Annotated in this window: 18 protein-coding genes; 14 read left to right on the plus strand and 4 right to left on the minus strand. The window is 72.7% G+C overall.

Annotated features, from left to right (window positions below; translation table 11 throughout):
• The first annotated feature begins 189 nt into the window (after positions 1-189).
• From AB0E24_RS18235 to AB0E24_RS18250, 4 genes are all read left to right on the plus strand, one after another.
• Positions 190-1,215, plus strand: coding sequence for a C40 family peptidase (locus AB0E24_RS18235; RefSeq protein WP_069869337.1), 1,026 nt, complete (start codon positions 190-192; stop codon positions 1,213-1,215).
• A 216-nt stretch (positions 1,216-1,431) separates the two neighbouring features.
• The gene (locus tag AB0E24_RS18240; RefSeq protein WP_102934333.1) at positions 1,432-2,583 is read left to right on the plus strand and encodes a C40 family peptidase; all 1,152 of its coding nucleotides are present in this window, start codon (positions 1,432-1,434) and stop codon (positions 2,581-2,583) included.
• 31 nt (positions 2,584-2,614) lie between these two features.
• Complete coding sequence (locus AB0E24_RS18245; protein WP_435865294.1) at positions 2,615-3,889, plus strand: hypothetical protein; 1,275 nt, start codon at positions 2,615-2,617, stop codon at positions 3,887-3,889.
• A gap of 66 nt (positions 3,890-3,955) precedes the next feature.
• On the plus strand, positions 3,956-5,098 hold the full coding sequence (locus AB0E24_RS18250) for a glycosyltransferase family 4 protein (RefSeq protein WP_102934331.1): 1,143 nt from the start codon (positions 3,956-3,958) through the stop codon (positions 5,096-5,098).
• Between the two features lie 61 nt (positions 5,099-5,159).
• Here the strand turns inward: AB0E24_RS18250 and AB0E24_RS18255 are convergent, their stop codons facing one another.
• Positions 5,160-6,956 carry an AMP-dependent synthetase/ligase gene (locus AB0E24_RS18255; protein WP_359378179.1) on the minus strand — a complete coding sequence of 599 codons (1,797 nt, stop codon included), beginning with the start codon at positions 6,954-6,956 and terminating at the stop codon, positions 5,160-5,162.
• A gap of 252 nt (positions 6,957-7,208) precedes the next feature.
• On the opposite strand from AB0E24_RS18255, the gene AB0E24_RS18260 reads away from it, so the two are divergent.
• From AB0E24_RS18260 to AB0E24_RS18285, 6 genes are all read left to right on the plus strand, one after another.
• Positions 7,209-7,970 carry a metallophosphoesterase family protein gene (locus AB0E24_RS18260; protein WP_359378183.1) on the plus strand — a complete coding sequence of 254 codons (762 nt, stop codon included), beginning with the start codon at positions 7,209-7,211 and terminating at the stop codon, positions 7,968-7,970.
• 66 nt (positions 7,971-8,036) lie between these two features.
• The gene (locus AB0E24_RS18265) at positions 8,037-8,477 is read left to right on the plus strand and encodes an SRPBCC family protein (RefSeq protein ID WP_020872024.1); all 441 of its coding nucleotides are present in this window, start codon (positions 8,037-8,039) and stop codon (positions 8,475-8,477) included.
• 128 nt (positions 8,478-8,605) lie between these two features.
• Positions 8,606-9,904 carry an ArsA family ATPase gene (locus AB0E24_RS18270; protein ID WP_069869344.1) on the plus strand — a complete coding sequence of 433 codons (1,299 nt, stop codon included), beginning with the start codon at positions 8,606-8,608 and terminating at the stop codon, positions 9,902-9,904.
• 245 nt (positions 9,905-10,149) lie between these two features.
• On the plus strand, positions 10,150-10,617 hold the full coding sequence (locus AB0E24_RS18275) for a DUF5304 family protein (RefSeq protein ID WP_069869345.1): 468 nt from the start codon (positions 10,150-10,152) through the stop codon (positions 10,615-10,617).
• A 57-nt stretch (positions 10,618-10,674) separates the two neighbouring features.
• Entirely contained in the window at positions 10,675-11,616 is a 942-nt protein-coding gene (locus AB0E24_RS18280) for an ROK family glucokinase (RefSeq protein WP_069869346.1), read from the plus strand.
• 22 nt (positions 11,617-11,638) lie between these two features.
• Positions 11,639-12,436, plus strand: a complete 798-nt coding sequence (locus AB0E24_RS18285) for an endonuclease/exonuclease/phosphatase family protein (RefSeq protein ID WP_069869347.1) — start codon at positions 11,639-11,641, stop codon at positions 12,434-12,436.
• A gap of 107 nt (positions 12,437-12,543) precedes the next feature.
• Here AB0E24_RS18285 and AB0E24_RS18290 read toward each other — a convergent pair whose 3' ends face one another.
• Both AB0E24_RS18290 and AB0E24_RS18295 read right to left on the minus strand, forming a co-directional pair.
• Positions 12,544-13,155, minus strand: a complete 612-nt coding sequence (locus tag AB0E24_RS18290; RefSeq protein WP_069869348.1) for a hypothetical protein — start codon at positions 13,153-13,155, stop codon at positions 12,544-12,546.
• On the minus strand, positions 13,148-13,963 hold the full coding sequence (locus AB0E24_RS18295; protein ID WP_079260414.1) for an alpha/beta hydrolase: 816 nt from the start codon (positions 13,961-13,963) through the stop codon (positions 13,148-13,150). Before AB0E24_RS18295 ends, AB0E24_RS18290 begins: the two co-directional genes overlap by 8 nt.
• Before the next feature lie 126 nt (positions 13,964-14,089).
• Between AB0E24_RS18295 and AB0E24_RS18300 the strand changes: the two genes are divergently transcribed.
• From AB0E24_RS18300 to AB0E24_RS18315, 4 genes are all read left to right on the plus strand, one after another.
• The gene (locus AB0E24_RS18300) at positions 14,090-14,815 is read left to right on the plus strand and encodes a lysophospholipid acyltransferase family protein (protein ID WP_069869349.1); all 726 of its coding nucleotides are present in this window, start codon (positions 14,090-14,092) and stop codon (positions 14,813-14,815) included.
• Positions 14,816-14,893: 78 nt separating this feature from the next.
• Entirely contained in the window at positions 14,894-16,138 is a 1,245-nt protein-coding gene (gene macS / locus AB0E24_RS18305) for a MacS family sensor histidine kinase (protein ID WP_435865295.1), read from the plus strand.
• A 48-nt stretch (positions 16,139-16,186) separates the two neighbouring features.
• Complete coding sequence (locus tag AB0E24_RS18310) at positions 16,187-16,867, plus strand: response regulator (protein ID WP_069869350.1); 681 nt, start codon at positions 16,187-16,189, stop codon at positions 16,865-16,867.
• A 180-nt stretch (positions 16,868-17,047) separates the two neighbouring features.
• Positions 17,048-18,076 (plus strand): 6-phosphofructokinase, encoded by a 1,029-nt coding sequence (locus AB0E24_RS18315; RefSeq protein WP_069869351.1) that lies wholly within the window; start codon positions 17,048-17,050, stop codon positions 18,074-18,076.
• A 171-nt stretch (positions 18,077-18,247) separates the two neighbouring features.
• Here the strand turns inward: AB0E24_RS18315 and AB0E24_RS18320 are convergent, their stop codons facing one another.
• A complete protein-coding gene (locus AB0E24_RS18320) occupies positions 18,248-20,269 on the minus strand; it encodes an anthranilate synthase family protein (protein ID WP_079257299.1) in 2,022 nt (673 codons plus the stop codon).
• Between the last annotated feature and the right edge of the window lie 30 nt (positions 20,270-20,299).

Consider the following 20,299-nt stretch of genomic DNA (forward strand, 5'->3'; position numbering starts at 1 on the left):
ACTTTTTTGCCGTCGGGATTTGAACGGATCACGGCGGGGTCACTATGGTCAGCTCGAACCTTCGCGCGGTTGATCACCCATCCGGGGTGACAGCGGAGGTACCGCCGAGTCCGCGCCCTGTCGCGGAGCCGGGGTTTCGCAACCCCACAACTCCCGGTAGGCGGCTGGAGGAAGAAGGAGCTCGCCTTCGTGGCGTCCCACCGTCGACCCAAGCAGCCGAGCCGCACTCGGGTAACCGTTCTCACCGCGACCGCGGCCGCCGCCGTCGCGCTCACCTCCCAGGCCGCCCAGGCCGCTCCGAAGCAGGACAAGAAGGACGTCAAGGAGCAGGTCGACAAGCTCTACGAAGAGGCGGAGCAGGCGACCGAGAAGTACAACGGCGCCAAGGAGAAGCAGGAGAAGCTGGAGAAGCAGGTCGGCGACCTCCAGGACAAGGTGGCGCGCGGTCAGGAGGACCTGAACAAGCTGCGCGACGGCCTGGGTGCGATGGCCACCGCCCAGTACCGCTCCGGTGGGATCGACCCCTCGGTACAGCTGCTCCTCTCCTCCGACCCGGACACCTACCTCGAGAAGGCGTCCACCCTCAACCAGTTGAGCGGCAAGCAGGCCGAGTCCCTGCGGAAGATCGCCGACAAGCAGCGCACCCTCAAGCAGCAGCGCGAAGAGGCGTCCACCAAGCTCCAGGACCTCGCCGACACCCGTAAGGCGCTCGGCAAGAAGAAGGACGAGATCCAGGGCAAGCTGTCCAAGGCCCGGAACCTCCTCAACACCCTGACCGCCAAGGAGCGCGCCAAGCTGGCGGCCCAGGACGCGGAGCGCGCCAACCGCTCCAACCAGCGCGTCGACCTGGGCAACGAGGTGCCCGAGTCGGGCCGTGCCGCCGCCGCGCTCGCGGCCGCCAAGACGAAGATCGGCCTCCCCTACGTCTGGGGCGCGACCGGTCCGTCCTCCTTCGACTGCTCCGGACTCACCGGCTGGGCCTACCAGCAGGCCGGGGTGCAGCTGCCGCGCATCTCCCAGGACCAGGCGAACGCCGGCAGCCGCATAGGCCGCGGTGAGCTCAAGCCGGGCGACCTGGTGCTCTTCTACGGCGACCTGCACCACATAGGTCTCTACGCGGGCAACGGCCAGGTGCTGCACGCGCCCAAGCCGGGTGCCGGTGTGCGCTACGAGTCGATGGACAACATGCCGTTCCAGTTCGGCGTCCGGGTCTGATCCGGAGCCGGAAAACGGGTCTCAAACCGCCCCAAGGGCCATCCTTTCGGGCGAATCTCCAGCGCACTCGCTGATCCCCCGCCCCGCCGGTGACCTGCGTCAGTCGGCGGGGCGTCAGTCATGTCCGCACCCTCGGCCGTTGGATCGCGGGTAGCCCCACGGCTACTGTCTGCCCGCAGTTCTCGCCCGACACTGCGGAAGGGAGTGCGGCTTCCCATGGCGTCCTGTCGCCGCGTCGCGAAACCCGGGTCCGGCCGGGTCACCGTATGGACCGCCGCCTCGGCGGCCGCGGTGGCCTCCGTCGCCGCGCTGTCCGCCGTGCCCGCCGGTGCCGAACCGCATGACCCGGCGGGCCATCCGTCCGCCCGGTCCGTCGGCGACCGCATCACCACGCTCTACACCCAGGCGGAGCGGGCCACCGAGCGCTACAACGCGGCCGAGACGCGCTCCCGGGCCCTGCGCCGCCAGGTCGACCGGGTCCAGGACCGGGTCGCCCGCGGCCAGGGGCGGGTCAACCGGATGCGGGCGGCGCTCGGCGCGCTCGCGGGCGGGCAGTACCGCACCGGCGGGATCGACCCGGCGCTCGCCCTGCTGCTCTCCGGGGACCCGGACCACTACCTCGACCGGGCCGCCACGCTGGAGCGGATCAGCAACCGCCAGGCGGCCCAGCTGCGAGTGCTCCAGAGCGCACAGCGCACCCTGCGGCAGGAGCGCGCGGAGGCCGCGGCCAAGCTGGTGAGGCTGGAGCACAGCCGTCGGGCCGTGGCCCGCCACAAGCGGGCGGTCCAGCGCCGGTTGGCCACGGCGCGGCGGCTGGTGAACGCGCTGCCGCCGGGGGAGTGGGAGACCTATGCGCGGCGCGCCTCGCGGGCGGGCGGACGGGAGGCCGATGCCCTCGCGGGGCTGCCGCCCGGCGCCCTCCCCGGCCGCGGTTCCGGGACCGGCCCCGGTACCGGCCCCGGTTTCGGCTCAGACGAGCTCTCAGGCGGCCTGAACGGCGGGCCGGACGCCGCGCCCTCCTCGGGGTGGGCCTCCGCGGCGTTCGGCGCGGCACGGGCGGCCGTGGGGCAGCCGTACGCATGGGGCCAGGCCGGTCCCACCGCCTTCGACTGCTCCGGGCTGATGCAATGGGCCTACGCCCGCGCCGGGGTGGCCATTCCGCGCACCTCACAGGCCCAGGCGCACGCCGGGCAGCCGGTGCCGCTGTCCCAGGCCCGCCCCGGCGATCTGGTGGTCTACCGCTCCGACGCCAGCCATGTGGCCATGTACGCGGGCAACGGACAGGTGATCCACGCCCCCTACCCCGGGGCGCGGGTCCGCTACGACCCCGTCGGCATGTTGCCGATCTCTTCCATCACACGCGTCTGAAGCCGGCGCGCGGACTCGTACGATCTAAGACGTGGCGGGTCGTTGGAGGTCGGGCGGATGGCGGGCGTTGTTGTGCCTGCCGCTGGTGGGCGCGTTCTCGCTGACCGCGCTGAGCGGCTGCGGCCCGGCTCCCGCCCCCGACGACCCCGAGGGGCGCGACGGCCGGGCCGTGCAGCGCATGCTGGACCAGCGGGCCGCGGCGGTCCGGGAGCGGGACACGGACGCCTTCCTGGCCACCGTGGACCGCGGCGCCACCCGCTACCTGGCCGAGCAGCGCCGGGTGTTCCGGCAGATGGCCGCCGTACCGCTGCGCTCCTGGAGCTACCGCCTGGTGCGCACCGGCGGCTTCCGGACCGCGCCGGTCGGCGGCCGCAGCCTCGCCGCGCAGGTCGAACTCCGGTACCGGCTCAGGGGATACGACACCGCGCTGGTCGTCTCCGCCCAGTACCTGACCCTCGCCCGGCGCGACGGGCGGTGGTACGTCGCCTCCGACGACGGGGTGGTGAACGGCAAGCGCGGTATGGAGCAGCTCTGGGACCAGGGCACGGTCGACGTCGTCCGCGGCGCCCACAGCCTCGTCCTCGGCGTCGGCCAGGACCGGCGGGTGCTGCGCGCGCTCGCCGGCATCGCGGACCGGGCGGTGCCCGTCCTGGGCCAGGTCTGGCCCCATGAGTGGGCCGGACGCGTCGTGGTCGAGGTGCCCGCCTCCCTGGGCCGGATGGCGGCCCTGCTCGGCGCCTCGGCGGACGGCTACCGCGGGATCGCCGCCGTCACCACGGGCGAGGTCGGCGGCGCCGGTGACGAGGCGCCCGCCGACCGTGTGATCGTCAACCCCGAGGCGTACCAGGTCCTCGGCGACTTCGGCCGACGCGTCGTGATCACCCATGAGACGGCCCATGTCGCCACCCGCACCGCCACCAGCGCCTCCACCCCGCTCTGGCTCTCCGAGGGCTTCGCCGACTGGGTGGGCTATCGCACCCCCGGCCGAACCCCCCGCCATATCGCCCCCGAACTCACCGACACCGTCGCCGCGGGGCGGCTGCCCGCCGCGCTCCCGCGCGACGACGACTTCCGCTTCGGCAGCGACCCCGACCGGCTCTCCCGCGCCTATGAGCAGGGCTGGCTCGCCTGCCGTCTGATCGCGGACCGGTGGGGCGAGCGGAAGCTGGTCGACTTCTACCGCGCGGTGGGCCGGGCGCCCGAGCGCTCGGGGGCGGTGGAGTCCGCGCTGCGGAAGGTGCTGGGCGTGAGCCTGGCGGAGTTCACGGCGCTGTGGCGGAAGTACGTGGCGGCCGAGCTGGCCTGAGCGCCGCCCGGGGCGCGGGGCCGGGCGCGAGCGGGTGCGCCACCGCACCCGGTACTGTCGGCCACGATGGACAAGACGCTGCTCGTGACCAACGACTTTCCGCCCCGCCCCGGCGGCATCCAGGCGTTTTTGCACAACATCGCGCTGCGCCTGGACCCGGACCGGATCGTCGTCTACGCCTCCACCTGGAAGCGCGGCCGGGAGGGCGCCGAGGCCACCGCCCGCTTCGACGCCGAGCAGCCGTATCCGGTCGTCCGGGACCGGACGACGATGCTTCTGCCCACCCCGCGCGTCACCCGTCGCGCGGCCGCGCTGCTGCGCGAGCACGGCTGCACCGCGGTGTGGTTCGGAGCCGCCGCGCCGCTCGGGCTGATGGCCCCCGCGCTGCGCGCCGCGGGGGCGCGGCGGCTGGTGGCCACGACGCATGGCCACGAGGCCGCCTGGGCGCAGCTGCCCGCCTCCAGGGGGCTGCTGCGGCGGATCGGCGGGGCCACGGACACCCTCACCTATCTCGGTGAGTACACCCGCTCCCGGATCGCCGCCGCGCTCGACCCCGAGGACGCCGCCCGGATGGTCCAACTCCCGCCCGGTGTGGACGAGAAGACCTTCCACCCCGGCTCCGGCGGCGACGAGATCCGGGCCCGGCTGGGCCTCGCCGGGCGGCCCGTCGTGGTCTGCGTCTCCCGGCTGGTGCCGCGCAAGGGGCAGGACACGCTGATCCAGGCCATGCCACGGATCCTGAAGCGGGTCCCGGACGCGGTGCTGCTGATCGTCGGCGGCGGGCCGTACGCGAAGGATCTGCGGCGGCTCGCGGAGACCACGGGCGTGGCCGAGTCGGTGCGGTTCACCGGCCCCGTCCCCTGGGAGGAGCTGCCCGCCCACTACGGCGCGGGTGACGTCTTCGCCATGCCCTGCCGCACCCGCCGCGGCGGGCTGGACGTCGAGGGCCTCGGCATCGTCTATCTGGAGGCGTCCGCCACCGGTCTGCCGGTCGTCGCCGGGGACTCGGGCGGGGCGCCGGACGCGGTGCTGGACGGGGAGACCGGCTGGGTCGTACGGGGCGGCTCCGCCGAGCAGAGCGCCGAGCGCGTCGTGACCCTGCTGGAGGACGCCGAGCTGCGCCACCGCATGGGCGAGCGGGGGCGCGCCTGGGTGGAGGAGCGCTGGCGCTGGGATCTGCTGGCCGACCGGCTGAAGTCGCTGCTGTGACGACGGCCCGGGGCGTGCCCCGGGCCGTCGTGAGCCTTGATGGACGGTCGTCCCGCCGCCGTCAGCCGCGGTAGAGGGCCTCGATCTCCGCCGCGAAGTCCTTCGCCACCACGTTCCGCTTCAGCTTCAGCGAGGGCGTCACATGCCCGGAGTCCTCGGTGAACTGCGCCGCCAGCACCCGGAACTTGCGCACCGACTCCGCCTTGGACACCGCCGCGTTGCCGTCGTCCACCGCCCGCTGGATCTCGGCCAGCAGCTCCGGGTCCTCCAGCAGCTCGTCCACCGTCACACCCTCGGGCTTGCCGTGCTCGGCCGCCCAGCGCGGCAGGAACTCCTCGTCCACGGTGACCAGCGCGCCCACGAAGGGACGGCCGTCGCCGACGACCATGCACTCGGCGACCAGGGCATGGGCGCGGATCCGGTCCTCGATCACCGCCGGGGCGACGTTCTTGCCGCCCGCGGTGATGATGATCTCCTTCTTCCGGCCGGTGATGGTGAGATAGCCGTCCTCGTCGAGCGTGCCAACGTCCCCGGTGTGGAACCAGCCGTCCGACAGCGCCTCTGCCGTGGCCGCCTCGTTGTTCCAGTACTCGGTGAAGAGGTGCTCACCGTGGAGCAGCACCTCGCCGTCGTCGGCGATGCGCACCACCGTGCCCGGCATCGGCTGCCCGACCGAGCCGATCTTCTGCCGGTCCCAGGGGTTGAAGGTGGTCGCCGCGCAGGACTCGGTCAGGCCGTACCCCTCGAGCACCGTGAAGCCGATGCCCCGGTAGAAGTGGCCCAGCCGCTCGCCCAGCGGCGCCCCGCCGGAGATGGCGTGGGTGGCCCGGCCGCCCAGCACGGCCCGCAGCTTGCTGTAGACCAGCCGGTCGAAGACCTTGTGCTTGAACCGGAGCCCGAGGGACGGCCCGCCGGGGGCGTCCAGCGCCTTGCTGTACTCGATGGCGGTCTCGGCCGCCTTGTCGAAGATCTTGCCCTTGCCCTCGGAGCGGGCCTTCGCCCGCGCCGAGTTGTAGACCTTCTCGAAGACGCGCGGCACGCCCAGCACCAAGGTGGGCCGGAAGGCGGCGAGTTCGTCGGTCAGGGACTTCACATCCGGCACATGGCCGAGCTTGATGGGCGCCAGCACCGCCGCGATCTCCACCAGGCGGCCGAAGACATGCGCCTCGGGGAGGAAGAGCAGCACCGACGACTCACCGGTGTTGAAGATCGGTTTGAGCCGCGCCACCGCGTTGCCGCATTCGGCGAAGAAGCTGCGGTGCGAGAGCACACAGCCCTTGGGACGGCCGGTGGTGCCCGAGGTGTAGACGATGGTGGCGGGGGAGTCGGCGGTGGCGATCGAGGAGCGCTCGTCCACCTTCTCGTCGGCCACGTCCGCGCCCAGCTTGCGCAGCGTGCCGATGGCGTCGCCCTCGATCCGCCAGACGTGCTTCAGACCGGGCAGGGTGTCCCGGACCGCCTCGACGGCGGCCTCATGGGTGCCGGTCTCGACCAGGGCCGCCACCGCGCCGGAATCGCTGAGGATCCACTGGATCTGCTCCGGTGAACTCGTCTCGTACACCGGCACGGTGACCCCGCCCGCGCTCCAGATGGCGAAGTCCAGCAGGGTCCACTCGTAGCGGGTCCGGGACATCAGGCCGACCCGGTCGCCCGGCTCCACCCCGGCCGCGATCAGACCCTTCGCGGCGGCGCGGACCTCGGCCAGGAACGCGGTCGCGGTCACGTCCTCCCAACAGTCGTCGACCTTGCGGCCGACCACGGCGACATCGGGATGCTGTGCGGCATTGCGGCGGATGAGATCCGTCAGATTGCCGTCGGCCGGAACCTCGTACAGGGCCGGAAGGCTGAACTCGCGCAAGACTGCTGCTCCTCATGGGGCGCCGGCGCCGCTACAGGGCATGGGGGGTGATGGACGGCCCGGACGTTACCCATCGGTACGCTTCCGGGATAGGGGTTCCAGCCCAGATGTTTGATGCGTCACACACCGCCTTCACGCTGTCCGCAGACTAGTCGACGGAAGCCGCGTCCGCTGAGGAACCGCAGGTGGACGCGGGGCGGTGCAGGCAGAACACCTTACGGGCGCGGGCCCTTACGTCTTAGGGTGACACGCATGCGAGTCCACGTGGTGAGTGACGTGCATGGCAACAGTGAGGACCTCGAGAAGGCCGGTGACGGTGCCGACGCCCTGATCTGCCTCGGCGACCTCGTCCTCTTCCTCGACTACGCCGATCACTCACGTGGCATCTTCCCCGACCTTTTCGGGGAGGAGAACGCCGACCGGCTGGTCGAGCTGCGCACCGCCCGCCGCTTCGAGGAGGCCCGGGAGCTCGGCAACCGGCTGTGGGCGGGGCTCGACCGCAACGCGGCCATAGAGTCCGCGGTCCGCCGCCAGTACGCCGAGCTCTTCGCCGCGTTCCCCACCCCGACATACGCCACCTACGGGAATGTCGACATGCCGTCGCTGTGGCCGGAATACGCCCAGTCCGGCACCACCGTCCTCGACGGTGAGCGCGTCGAGATCGGCGGGCTGGTCTTCGGTTTCGTGGGCGGCGGGCTGCGCACCCCGATGCGCACCCCCTACGAGATCGACGACGAGACCTATGCGGCGAAGATCGCGGCCCTCGGCGCGGTCGACGTGATCTGCACCCATATCCCCCCTGAGGTGCCCGACCTCTGCTACGACACCGTCGCCCGCCGCTTCGAGCGCGGCAGCGCGGCCCTGCTGGAGGCGATCCACATCGTCCGTCCCAAGTACGCCCTCTTCGGCCATGTCCATCAGCCGCTCGCCCGCCGTATGCGGATCGGCGCCACCGAGTGCGTCAATGTCGGACACTTCGCATCCTCCGGCACCCCCTGGACCCTGGAGTGGTGACCGGCGCGCGGTAGCCTGCACCGGCAGGGATCCCATGCGGCGGACCGGTACGGAGGAGCCACGGCGATGGCGGAACACACCAGCTCGAGCATCACGATCGAGGCGGCCCCGGCCGACGTGATGGAGGTGATCGCCGACTTCGACCGTTACCCGGAGTGGTCCGGTGAGGTGAAGGAGGCCGACATCCTCACCAAGGACGCCCAGGGGCGGGCCGAGCAGGTGCGGATGCTGCTCGACGCCGGAGCGATCAAGGACGACTACACCCTCCAGTACAGCTGGACCGGAGCCGACCAGGTCAACTGGTCCCTGGTCAAGTCCCAGATGCTGCGCACCCTCGACGGCTCCTACCGGCTGTCGGCGCGCGACGGCGGCAAGAGCACCGAGGTGACGTACCAGCTCACGGTCGACGTCAAGATCCCCATGCTGGGCATGATCAAGCGCAAGGCCGAGAAGGTCATCATCGACCGCGCGCTCGCGGGCCTGAAGAAGCGCGTCGAGGGCGCCTGACCCGCGCGGGCCACCCCGGGCCCCGACGGTGCCCGGGGCGGTAGGTGGCGCGGGGTACGCTCCGGCCAGGGCGGATCGTCCGGCCCATGCCACGCATCTGACGCATCACCCTGCCGGAGGCTCCTTTCATGCGTACGGTCCTCGTCACCGGTACCGGCGGCGCGGGCCGCACCACCGTGGCCGCCGCGACCGCCCTCGCCGCCGCCCGTGAGGGGCAGCGGACGCTGCTGCTGACCGCCGACCCGGACGGCACCCCGGAGGCGCTGCTCGGCATCGGCGCGCTGCGGTCCGCCCCCGGGCGGTCGGCTGACCGGCTGCCGTGGTCCGTACCGGTCGAGCTCGCCCCGGGGCTGTGGGCCGCGCGGGTCGTCGCGGACGAGTGGTTCCGCGGTGAGCTGACCGCCCTTCAAGATCGCGGCCATGGTCTGATCGACATGCTCGGCGCCACCCCGCTGGACGGCGAGGAGCTGACCGCGCTCCCCGGGGTGGAGGCCATCGCGCTGCTGCGCGCCCTGCGCGCCGCCCAGACCGCCCCGCCCGGCACCGGCTGGGACGTCCTCGTCGTCGATCTGCCGCCCGCGCCGGACACCGTGGCGCTGCTCGCGCTGCCCGAGCAACTGCGGCGCTATCTGCGGCGGCTGCTGCCCGCGGAGCGGCAGGCGGCCCGTGCGCTGCGGCCGATGCTCGCCCAGCTGGCGGGGGTGCCGATGCCCGCGCAGAAGCTGTACGAGACGGCCGAGCGCTGGGAGCGGGAGCTGGCCGCCGTCCAGGGGGTGATCGAGTCCGAGGCCACGACGGTACGGCTGGTCGTGGAGCCAGGACCGCTCGCCGACCGGGCGCTGCGCACCGCCCGTGCCGGTCTCGCCCTGCACGGCTGCCGGGTGGAGGCGGTGATCGCCAACCGGCTGCTGCCCACCGGCACCTCCGACCCGTGGCTCGCCGCGCTCTCCGGCCAGCAGCAGGACGCGCTCAAGGAGCTGTACGAACAGTGGGCCCCCGCCGTTCCGGTCCGTGAGCTGCCGCATCTGGGCCGCGATCCGCACGGCCTCGGCGACCCGCGGCCCGTGGACGCGCCGCCCGGCGACGACGCCCGGCGCGCCCCGGCCGGGCTGGCCGCGCTCGCCGGGGCCGTCGGGGCCCCCGGGGCGCGGCCCGACCGGCCCGCCCCCGACCCCTGGACCGTCGAGGACCGGCTGGCCGAGGACGGAGTGCTGCTGTGGCGGCTGCCGCTGCCCGGCGCCGACCGCGACGGCCTCGGGCTGGTGCGCAGGGGCGACGAACTGATCGTCACCGTCGGCCCGTTCCACCGGGTGCTGCCGCTGCCGTCCGCGCTGCGCCGCTGTACGGTCTCCGGCGCCGGGCTGCGCGACGGATGGCTCCAGGTCCGCTTCACCCCCGACCCCGACCTGTGGCCGAAGAGGCTCTGAACCGGGCCGCGACCCTGGCCGGTCCCCGGCCCCGACCCCGGCCGGTCCCCGGCCCCGACCCGGGCCGGTCTCTGGCCGCGACCCGGGCCGGAGTTCGGCCCGTCCCGGGCCCCGGCTCCGGCCGGACTCCGCTCGGACTCCGGCCGGTCTCCGGCTCTGACCCGGCCTCCTCCTTCCGGTAACGTCGGTCACAAGCCCGGATGAACGTCACCGGGCAGCCAGCATCCCCGCCGCAGGAGTTCGCCATGAGCGATGCCACCGAGCGCCCCCCGGAGCCCCCGGTCACCGAAGTGCCGGTCACCGAGATAGACCCCGACGCCTGGGAGCGTGCCTGTGCCGAGGACCTCGCCGCCGAGCGGGCCAGGCGGCGGGCCCGGCAGGCCGCCGAGGAGCCGGGGAGCGTGGCCGAGGAGTTCCTCAAGCTGGCCGACGCGCTCGCCGACAAGGTGGCCCAGGCGCCCATCGCCGGGGCGGCTGTTCAGGGCGCCGTACAACAATTGATCGAACAGGCGAAGGCCGCCGTGGAACCGGTCATAGAGCGCAATCCAGATGTTTTCGAACACCTCGCAAGTGCCGGAACCGAACTGCTCGCCGCCTATCGTGCCGCCGTGACCGGCCAGGAGCGGCGCTGGACCCAGGGCTCCGAGAGCGGTACGAAGGGCGGAGGCGAAGAATCCGAGAGTTCGAGTAGTGAACACATCGACCTCGACTGAGCGCCACCTCCGGTACCGTTAGCCTCGGCGGGGTTCGACCAAATAACTGAGGGACTCATGGGACTCACCATCGGCGTCGACATCGGCGGCACGAAGATCGCGGCCGGCGTGGTCGACGAAGAGGGCTCGATTCTCGAGACGAGCCAGGTATCGACCCCGCAGACTCCCGAGGGAGTCGTCGACGCCATCGCGGACGCGGTGCGCATCGTCAGCGAGGGGCACGACATCGAGGCCGTCGGCATCGGCGCGGCCGGGTACGTGGACGACAAGCGCGCCACGGTGCTCTTCGCGCCCAACATCAACTGGCGGCACGAGGCGCTCAAGGACAAGGTCGAACAGCGCGTCGGCCTGCCCGTCGTGGTGGAGAACGACGCCAACGCCGCCGCCTGGGGCGAGTACCGCTTCGGCGCCGGAGTCGGCCATGACGACGTCGTGTGCATCACGCTGGGCACCGGCCTCGGCGGTGGCATCATCATCGGCGGCAGGCTGCACCGCGGCCGCTTCGGCGTCGCGGCCGAGTTCGGCCACATAAGGGTCGTCCCGGACGGTCTGCTGTGCGGCTGTGGCAGCCAGGGCTGCTGGGAGCAGTACGCCTCCGGCCGTGCGCTGGTCCGCTACGCACAGCAGCGCGCCGCCGCCACCCCGGAGAACGCCACGCTGCTCCTCGGCCTCGGTGACGGCACCGCCGAGGGCATCGAGGGCAAGCACATCAGCGACGCCGCCCGCCAGGGCGACCCCGTCGCCATCGACTCCTTCCGTGAGCTGGCCCGCTGGGCCGGGGCCGGACTCGCCGACCTCGCCTCGCTCTTCGACCCCTCGGCGTTCATCGTCGGCGGCGGGGTCTCCGACGAGGGCGATCTCGTCCTGGAGCCGATCCGCAAGTCCTTCCGGCGCTGGCTGGTGGGCAATCAGTGGCGTCCGCACGCCCAGGTGCTGGCCGCCCAGCTCGGTGGCAAGGCCGGGCTCGTCGGCGCCGCCGACCTGGCCCGCCAGGGCTGAGACGCGAGGGGGGAACGTCATCGTGCCGCTCGCGGACCTGCCCGGATCCACCACCGGCCCGGACGCGGCGGTGGTGCGGGTGCTCAGCTACAACATCCGTTCCCTGCGCGACGACCGCGAAGCGCTGGCCCGGGTGATCCGGGCCTGCGCCCCCGACGTCGTCTGCGTCCAGGAGGCGCCGCGCTTCTTCCGCTGGCGCAAGGCCGCCGCCTGGCTGGCCCGGGAGACCGGCCTCGTCTACACCACGGGCGGGGCCACCGCCGCCGGCCCGATGATCCTCACCTCGCTGCGCGCCCATGTGGAGCACGCCGAGGACACCCTGCTGCCCCGCGTCCCCGGGCTGCACCGGCGCGGCTTCGCCACCGCCGTGCTGCGCTTCGGCGGCGGCCACCGCGACACCGGCGGTCCGGTGGGCGGCGACGGCGTCCGGCTCGGAGTGGTCAGCTGCCATCTGAGCCTCGCGGAGGCCGAGCGCTACGAACAGGCCGGGATGCTGCTGGACCACGTGACCGGGCTGGACGTCCCGTACGCCATCGCGGCCGGTGACATCAACGACCGGCCCGACGGCCGCGCCTTCCGCCGGATCGCGGGGAAGCTGCGGGACGGCTGGGCCACCGAGCCCTGGGGGAGCGAGGCCACCTCGACCCCCGAGGATCCGCGTCGGCGCATCGACGCCCTCTTCGCCTCCGAGGGCGTCGAGATCATCGGCTGTGGGGTCCCGGCCGGGCTGCCGGGCGTCACCGACGCCGACCTCCGGGCGGCCACGGACCACCTTCCGGTCCTGGCCGCGCTCAGGCTGCCCCGCGTATCCCAGGTCTGAGCCCGCTCTGGGTGGGATTCGGACGCCCGTCCGGGCCGGACCCGGAGCCGGGGTGCCCGGCTCCGGAGCGCCGCGGTCGAACGACGGCGAGGGTCGGACGGCGAGGCTCAGACGACGGCGCCGCGCCCCGGGTCCTCGTCCTCGTCCTCGTCGTCGTCCTTCATCCGCAGCACCAGCGTGACGAAGCCGCCCAGGAAACCCCCGACGCCCAGCGTCGCGATCCACCAGACCATCTCCACCTGGAACAGCACCACACCGAGCAGCAGCAGCGGCCCGCCCAGCACGCCCAGCCAGGCGAAGCGGGAGGTGGTGTCGGACTCGGGGAGCGGAGGCGGCTCGGGCGGGACGAAATGGCCCTCGTCGGTCTCGTCGAAGTCGTCCTCGGACGGCTCGTCGGGCTCCCAGTCGCGGGGGCCCACACCGGGGGCGTAGACGATGAAGCCGCCCACCGGCTTGTCGGTCTTGTCGGTCTTGGTCAGCCCGCCCGTGGCCGCGTCGCCGGCGGCGTCGCCGTCACCGGATCCCTCGGCGTCGGTGGTGTCGTCGTCGGCCGCGGACCGGCGGTCCCGCTCCTCGTCGAGGTTCTCGACGGCGGGCCACCGCTCGGCGCCCGGCGGGTCCTGCGGCTCCTCTCCGTACGCGGCGACGATCGCGGCGAAGGCGGCGTCGTCGTCCCGCCGCGCGTCCGCCTCGTTCTCATTCGAATCGCGCTCAGCCACTGGCCGCCGCCCCCTCCTTCCCGCTGCCCTTCCCGAGGCCGGTCCGGGTGTCTTCACCCATACCCGCCGTCAGCCGGGTGATGAACGTGTCCGTCTCCTCGAAGATGAAGTCGGCGTCGTGGTCCAGGGTCGCCACGTGGTAGCTGCGCTCCAGCAGCCGCTCGGTGACGTCCCGCGAGGACACCTGACTCAGGATGCGCTCGGAGTCGGCCGGCGGCACCACATGGTCCTGGGGGCTGTGCATCACCAGCAGCGGCTGGGTCACCTGCGGCAGTTCGGCGTCGACCACCCGGTAGAAGCGGCGCATCGAGTGCACGGCGTGCAGCGGCATCCGGTCGTAGCCGGACTCCCGCGCCCCCGGCTTGGCGATATCGCTCACGATGCCCTTCACCGACGGCACCAGATGACGCAGCACCGGAAGGGCCACGGCCAGCGGATCGTGGATCCGGTTGGCCGGATTCACGACGGCGACGCCGCTGATGGCCGCGCCATGCTGGGCGGCCAGCCGCAGCGCGAGCGCCCCGCCCATCGACAGACCGCAGACGAACACCCGCGCGCACTCCCGGGACAGCCTGCGCAACTCGCGGTCCACCTCGGCGTACCAGTCCTGCCAGCCGGTGACGGCGAGATCCTGCCAGCGCGTGCCATGGCCGGGAAGCAGCGGCAGTGAGACGGTCAGACCACGGGCCGCGAGATGGTCGGCCCAGGGCCGCACGGACTGCGGGGAGCCGGTGAAGCCGTGACAGACGAGGACGCCGATCTCTCCGCCGTCGTGGCGGAACGGCTCGGCTCCGGGCAGGAGCGGCACCACGGATCTCCGTTCACTGGGGAAGCGGGCATCGAGGTCCTCAGCGTACGCGGCGCGCCGCATACGGGGTAGGCAGGTTAAGGTCTCCTCGTCGGATACAGGAGGTCCCGGTTGTTCTACGGCGCAATGAAGCTGTCGGTGGGTGGCGCGTTGAAGCTCACCTTCCGGCCCTGGGTCGAGGGCTTGGAACATGTCCCCGCCGAGGGTCCGGCGATCCTCGCGAGCAACCACCTCTCCTTCTCCGACTCCTTCTTCCTGCCCGCGGTGCTCGACCGCAAGGTCACCTTCATCGCCAAGCAGGAGTACTTCACCACCCCCGGGCTCAAGGGGCGGCTCACGGCGGCCTTCTTCAAGGGCGTCGGACAGCTCCCGGTGGACCGCTCGGGCTCGCGCGGCGCCGGTGAGGCCGCCATCAAGGCGGGCATCGAGGTGATCAAGCGGGGTGAGCTCTTCGGCATCTACCCCGAGGGCACCCGCTCGCCCGACGGACGGCTCTACCGGGGCAAGCCGGGCGGTCTGGCGAGGGTCGCGCTCGCCACCGGTGCGCCGGTGATCCCCGTGGCGATGATCGACACCGAGAAGATCCAGCCCCCCGGCCAGGTCATGCCGAAGCTGATGCGGCCCGGCATCCGGATCGGCAAGCCGCTGGACTTCAGCCGCTACCACGGCATGGACGGCGACCGCTTCATCCTGCGCTCGGTGACCGACGAGGTCATGTACGAGATCATGAAGCTCTCCGGCCAGGAGTACGTGGACATCTACGCGACCGCCGCCAAGCGGCAGATCGCGGACGCGGAGGCGGCCAGGAAGCAGGCCGAGAAGGAGAAGGACAAGCACAAGTCCGGCGCCTAGCCGCGCCGGCACCGGGGGTGGGGGACATTGGCGGAGCGGTCCAGAGGTGAGCGCGCCGGGGGCGAGCGCGTGGTGCGGATGTCCGTCGAGCAGCCGCTGTGGCAGGCGCTGACCGCCTACCGGGTGCTCACCCTGCTCTATGCGCTCGGCCTGTGCGTCTACTCCTTCGACGACTACGACCATCCGGCCGGCGCCGTCGTCTACATGGCGGTGCTGACGCTGTGGACGGCCCTCACCTTCCGGATGGTCTCCTCGGCCGAGCGCTGCACCCGGCGGTTCCTCGTCGGCGACCTCGGCATCGCGGTGACCGGCATTCTGCTCACCCCGCTCGTGGACAACCACGACCGGATCGCCGAGGGCACACCCACCCTGCCTTCCATATGGACGATGGGCGCGGTCCTGGGCTTCGCGATCAAGGGCGGCTGGCGCTGGGGCGCCTCGGCCTCCACCGTGGTCTGCGCCGCCAATGTGATCGAACGCGGCGAGTTCGCCCAGGACACCATCCATATGCTGTCGCTGGTGTGGGTGGCGAGCGTGGGCATCGGCTATGTGGTCGAGGTGGCCCGCGCCAGTGAGCGCACCCTCGCGCGGGCGCTGCGCATCGAGGCGGCGACCCGGGAGCGGGAGCGGCTGGCCCGCGACATCCACGACAGCGTGCTCCAGGTGCTCGCCATGGTGCAGCGGCGCGGCGCCGCGATCGGCGGCGAGGCGGCCGAACTGGGCCGGATGGCGGGGGAGCAGGAGATCGCGCTGCGCACGCTGGTCTCCACCGGTCTGGTGGCCCCGTCGCGCGGTGCGGACGGGGTGGACGCCGTACCCGACCCGGACGGCCTCCCGGACGCGGTGGGACCGTCGGCCGAGCCCAGTGTGCCGGGCCCCGAGCGCTCCGACGGCGGGCCCTGCGATCTGCGGGCCCTGCTGGCGCCGCACGCCGGTTCCCGGGTCACCTTTTCCGAGCCGGGCGCCCCGGTGGTCCTCCCGGCGGGCGTCGCCGGGGAGTTGGCCGCCGCCGTCGGCGCCGCCCTGGACAACGTACGGGTCCACGCCGGGCAGGACGCGCACGCCTGGATCCTGCTGGAGGACGAGCCGGACGCGGTGATGGTGACCGTACGGGACGACGGCCCCGGCATCCCCGAGGGGCGGCTGGCGGACGCGGAGGCGGAGGGCCGCCTGGGGGTGGCCCTGTCGATCCGGGGGCGGCTGCGCGACCTCGGCGGCACCGCCGCGTGGATCTCGGCGCCGGGGCAGGGCACCGAGGTGGAGCTGACGGTCCCCAAGGCGTCGGCGAGGAAGGCGAAGACGAAGGGGGAAGCGGCGCGATGAACGCGAAGGGGGAAGCGGCGCGATGAACGCGAAGGGGGGAGCGGCACGATGACCGCTCAGCACGACGGCCGCCCGGTGACGGTGATGGTGGTTGACGACCACCCGATGTGGCGTGACGCGGTGGCCCGGGACCTGGCCGAGGCCGGGTTCGACGTGGTGGCCACGGCCGGGGACGGACCGCAGGCGGTTCGCCGGGCCAAGGCCGCCGGGCCCGATGTCCTGGTGCTCGACCTCAACCTGCCGGGGCTGGCGGGGGTCGAGGTGTGCAAGGAGGTCCTGGCCGACCGCCCCGAGCTGCGGGTGCTGGTGCTCTCCGCGAGCGGTGAGCACGCGGACGTCCTGGAGGCGGTCAAGTCCGGCGCCACCGGCTATCTGCTGAAGTCGGCCAGCACCGAGGAACTCCTGGACGCGGTGCGCCGCACGGCGGCCGGCGACCCGGTGTTCACCCCCGGCCTCGCGGGCCTGGTGCTCGGCGAGTACCGGCGGCTCGCGGGCGAGCCCACCCCCACCGCAGCCGACCAGCCCGCCGCCCCGCAGCTCACGGAGCGTGAGACGGAGGTGCTGCGGCTGGTGGCCAAGGGGCTTTCGTACAAGCAGATCGCCGAGCGGCTGGTCATCTCGCACCGCACGGTGCAGAACCACGTCCAGAACACCCTCGGCAAGCTCCAGCTGCACAACAGGGTGGAGCTGGTCCGCTATGCGATCGAGCGCGGCCTGGACGACGCCTGACGCCGTCCGGCCGAGGCCGGTGACGCCCAGTCACCCCTCGTACGGGTGAAGTTCAAAACCAACTCCCTTGGTACGCACGGGAATCGAGTGACGCCCCATCCCGTGTGACCTGGATCACCGTTAGCGTGGCTTTCCGTACCGGGCCCAATCACGGGATTCCACGGGAGAAGGGAAGAAACGATGCGGGTCGGAGTGCTGACCGGCGGCGGTGACTGCCCCGGGCTCAACGCGGTCATCCGCGCCGTCGTGCGCAAGGGCGTACAGGAATACGGCTATGACTTCATCGGCTTCCGAGACGGCTGGCGAGGCCCTCTCGAGAACGACACCGTTCCCCTCGACATCCGCGCGGTGCGCGGCATCCTGCCGCGCGGCGGCACCATTCTCGGTTCCTCCCGCACCAACCCCCTCAAAAGTGAGGACGGCATCCGCAGGGTCAAGGAGACCCTGGTCAAACAGGAGGTCGACGCGCTGATCGCGATCGGCGGCGAGGACACCCTCGGCGTCGCCGCCCGGCTCTCCGGCGACTACGGCATCCGCTGCGTCGGCGTCCCCAAGACCATCGACAACGACCTCTCCGCCACCGACTACACCTTCGGCTTCGACACCGCCGTCAACATCGCCACCGAGGCCATCGACCGGCTCCACACCACCGCCGAATCCCATATGCGCGTCCTCGTGGTGGAGGTGATGGGCCGTCACGCCGGATGGATCGCCCTGCACTCGGGGCTCGCCGGCGGGGCCAACGTCATCCTCATCCCCGAGCAGCGCTTCGACGTCGACCAGATCTGTGCCTGGGTCGAATCCCGCTTCAAGATCCGCTACGCCCCGATCGTCGTCGTCGCCGAGGGCGCCATGCCCAAGGACGGCGACGCGGTCCTGAAGGACGACACCCTGGACTCCTTCGGCCATGTCCGGCTCTCCGGGGTCGGCGAGTGGCTGGCCAAGCAGATCGAGAAGCGCACCGGTAAGGAGGCCCGCACCACCGTCCTCGGCCATGTCCAGCGCGGGGGCACGCCCAGCGCCTTCGACCGCTGGCTCGCCACCCGCTTCGGGCTGCACGCCATCGACGCGGTGCGGGACGAGGACTTCGGGAAGATGGTCGCGCTGCGCGGCACCGACATCGTCCGGGTTCCGCTCGCCGAGGCGACCGCACGGCTCAAGACGGTCGATCCCTCGCTCTACGCCGAGGCCGAGGTCTTCTTCGGCTGAGGCCGTCTGGGTGCAGTACGACGATGGGCCGGGTGCGTACCCCGCACCCGGCCCATCGCCACGCCGCCCGCCGGGCGGGCTCCTCGGGGCCGTTCGGGCCCACCGCGCCCCGCAGCGCGGCGCCCACCGCCGGGCCCTTGGAACCGGCCGCACTCCGGGCCGGTGCGCCCCTCAGACCAGCACGGCCGCCAACAGCTCCGCCACCAGCGCCGCACCGTCCCGTGACAGCACCGACTCCGGGTGGAACTGCACCCCGGCGAAACCCGGTCCGCGCAGCGCGTGCACATCGCCGGTCACCGGGTCCCGGCTCAGCTCCACGCGGTGCGTCGCCAGCTCCGCCTCCGCCGCCTCGTCACAGCGCGCCGTGAAGGTGTTGTAGAAGCCGACGGTCTCCTCGCGCCCGAAGAAGTCGATCCGCTCCTGTGCGCCCTGGAACGGCACGTCCTTGCGTACGATCTCCAGCCCCAGCTCGGCCGCGATCAGCTCGTTCCCCAGGCACACACCCAGCAGCCCGTGCCGGTGCCCGGCCACCAGCTCGGCGGTCAGCGCCCGCAGGAACCGCATCTTCGGGTCGGCCGTGTCGCCCGGGTCGCCGGGGCCCGGGCCGAGCACCACGGGCCCCTGATGCGCCGACGCGGCCTCCCGCACCCCCGGCTCGTCGTACCGCCGCACGGTCACGGTCAGCCCCGAGGTGCGCAGCAGATGCGCCAGCATCGCGGTGAAGGTGTCCTCGGCGTCGATCACCAGGGCGTGCCCGGACAGCCCGCCGGCCACAGGCCCATCCGCCGACCCCCGCCCTCGCCGCGGCGGCTCCTGCATCCGCAGCCAGAACGGCGCGAGGTCCGCCCGTCGCGCGTCCAGCGCCGCCCGCACCCGCGGATCGTCCGCGAGCCGCGGCCGCGGGCCCTCCGCCCCGGACCGTACGGGCGCGGGCCGCACGCCCAGCGCGGTCAGCACCCCGGCCGCCTTCGCATGGGTCTCGGCCACTTCGCCGCGCGGGTCCGAGTGGCGCACGAGCGTCGCGCCGACCGCCACCTTCAGCGATCCCCGGGCGTCGATGTCGGCGGTCCGGATCAGGATCGGCGAGTCCAGGGTCTGCGCACCGCCGCCGTCCCGTCCGATCAGCGCGAGCGCCCCGGCGTAGTAGCCGCGGCCGGCCCCGTCCGGTCCGACGGGCTCGTAGCGCTCGATCACCCGGCAGGCGTTCTGCACCGGCGAACCGGTGACCGTCGCGGCGAACATCGTCTCGCGGAGCACCTCCCGGACATCGAGCGAGGAGCGGCCGCGCAACTCGTACTCGGTGTGCGCGAGATGCGCCATCTCCTTCAGCCGGGGCCCGATCACCGTCCCGCCCATGTCGCCGACGGTGCACATCATCTTCAGCTCCTCGTCCACGACCATGGACAGCTCCTCCACCTCCTTGCGGTCGTGCAGGAACGCCAGCAGCCCCTCCGCGCTCGGCCCGCCCTCGGGGTAGCGGTACGTCCCGCTGATCGGGTTCATCACGACCGTGCCCGCCCCTCGCCCGCCACCGCCCTCCAACGAGGTCGCTTCGCGCTCGCCCCTCCCTCCCGTCATCCGCACATGCACCTCCGGGCTGGCGCCCACCAGCGTCCGCCCGTCCGCCAGCCGCACCACATATGTCCAGTAGGCGCCGCGCTCACCGGCCAGCAGCCGCCGGAAGAGCGCGAGCGCGTCGCTTCTGCCGAACCCCGGGATCTCGCCCCGGAACGTCCGCCGGATGACGAAGTTGGCGCCCTCGCCGGTGCCGATCTCGTCCTCGATGACCCGGCTCACGATGTCGGCGTACGCGTCGTCGGGCACGTCGAACGCCCCGCCCTCGACCCGCACCGGATGCGCGGGCAGCGCCGCCAGCGCCTCGGCGAGCGGCAGCTCGTGGGTCTCGCGCGGGCGCAGCACGGCCAGCGGCGTGCCGTCGTCGCGCACCTCGAACCCCCGCTCGCGGATCTGCCGGAACGGCACCAGCGCGAGGGCGTCCGCGACCGGCGCGCCGTCCTCCGGCGCCCCGGTGGGCAGCGGGATGTCGGCCAGCCGCGCCACCTCGCCGACCGGGCCCAGCAGCACCTCGACGGTGTCGGGCGCCCGGCCGGGGGTGCGGCGGTGCAACAGGGCGAAGGGTGGCGCGTCGTCGGAGAGCAGCCGTGCGACGACGGCCTCGGCGTTGTTCTGCATGGCGGGTGGTTCCTTCCGGAATGAGGAACG

Origin of the sequence: Streptomyces malaysiensis subsp. malaysiensis, assembly GCF_040653035.1 — a bacterium.
Classification (GTDB): domain Bacteria; phylum Actinomycetota; class Actinomycetes; order Streptomycetales; family Streptomycetaceae; genus Streptomyces; species Streptomyces malaysiensis.

Coding starts and splice junctions, on each gene's coding strand:
- AB0E24_RS18240 (WP_102934333.1), top strand. CDS start 1,432: ATGGCGTCCTGTCGCCGCGTCGCGAAACCCGGGTCCGGCCGGGTCACC.
- AB0E24_RS18250 (WP_102934331.1), top strand. CDS start 3,956: ATGGACAAGACGCTGCTCGTGACCAACGACTTTCCGCCCCGCCCCGGC.
- AB0E24_RS18260 (WP_359378183.1), top strand. CDS start 7,209: ATGCGAGTCCACGTGGTGAGTGACGTGCATGGCAACAGTGAGGACCTC.
- AB0E24_RS18265 (WP_020872024.1), top strand. CDS start 8,037: ATGGCGGAACACACCAGCTCGAGCATCACGATCGAGGCGGCCCCGGCC.
- AB0E24_RS18270 (WP_069869344.1), top strand. CDS start 8,606: ATGCGTACGGTCCTCGTCACCGGTACCGGCGGCGCGGGCCGCACCACC.
- AB0E24_RS18275 (WP_069869345.1), top strand. CDS start 10,150: ATGAGCGATGCCACCGAGCGCCCCCCGGAGCCCCCGGTCACCGAAGTG.
- AB0E24_RS18280 (WP_069869346.1), top strand. CDS start 10,675: ATGGGACTCACCATCGGCGTCGACATCGGCGGCACGAAGATCGCGGCC.
- AB0E24_RS18300 (WP_069869349.1), top strand. CDS start 14,090: ATGAAGCTGTCGGTGGGTGGCGCGTTGAAGCTCACCTTCCGGCCCTGG.
- macS (WP_435865295.1), top strand. CDS start 14,894: ATGTCCGTCGAGCAGCCGCTGTGGCAGGCGCTGACCGCCTACCGGGTG.
- AB0E24_RS18310 (WP_069869350.1), top strand. CDS start 16,187: ATGACCGCTCAGCACGACGGCCGCCCGGTGACGGTGATGGTGGTTGAC.
- AB0E24_RS18315 (WP_069869351.1), top strand. CDS start 17,048: ATGCGGGTCGGAGTGCTGACCGGCGGCGGTGACTGCCCCGGGCTCAAC.
- AB0E24_RS18320 (WP_079257299.1), bottom strand. CDS start 20,269: ATGCAGAACAACGCCGAGGCCGTCGTCGCACGGCTGCTCTCCGACGAC.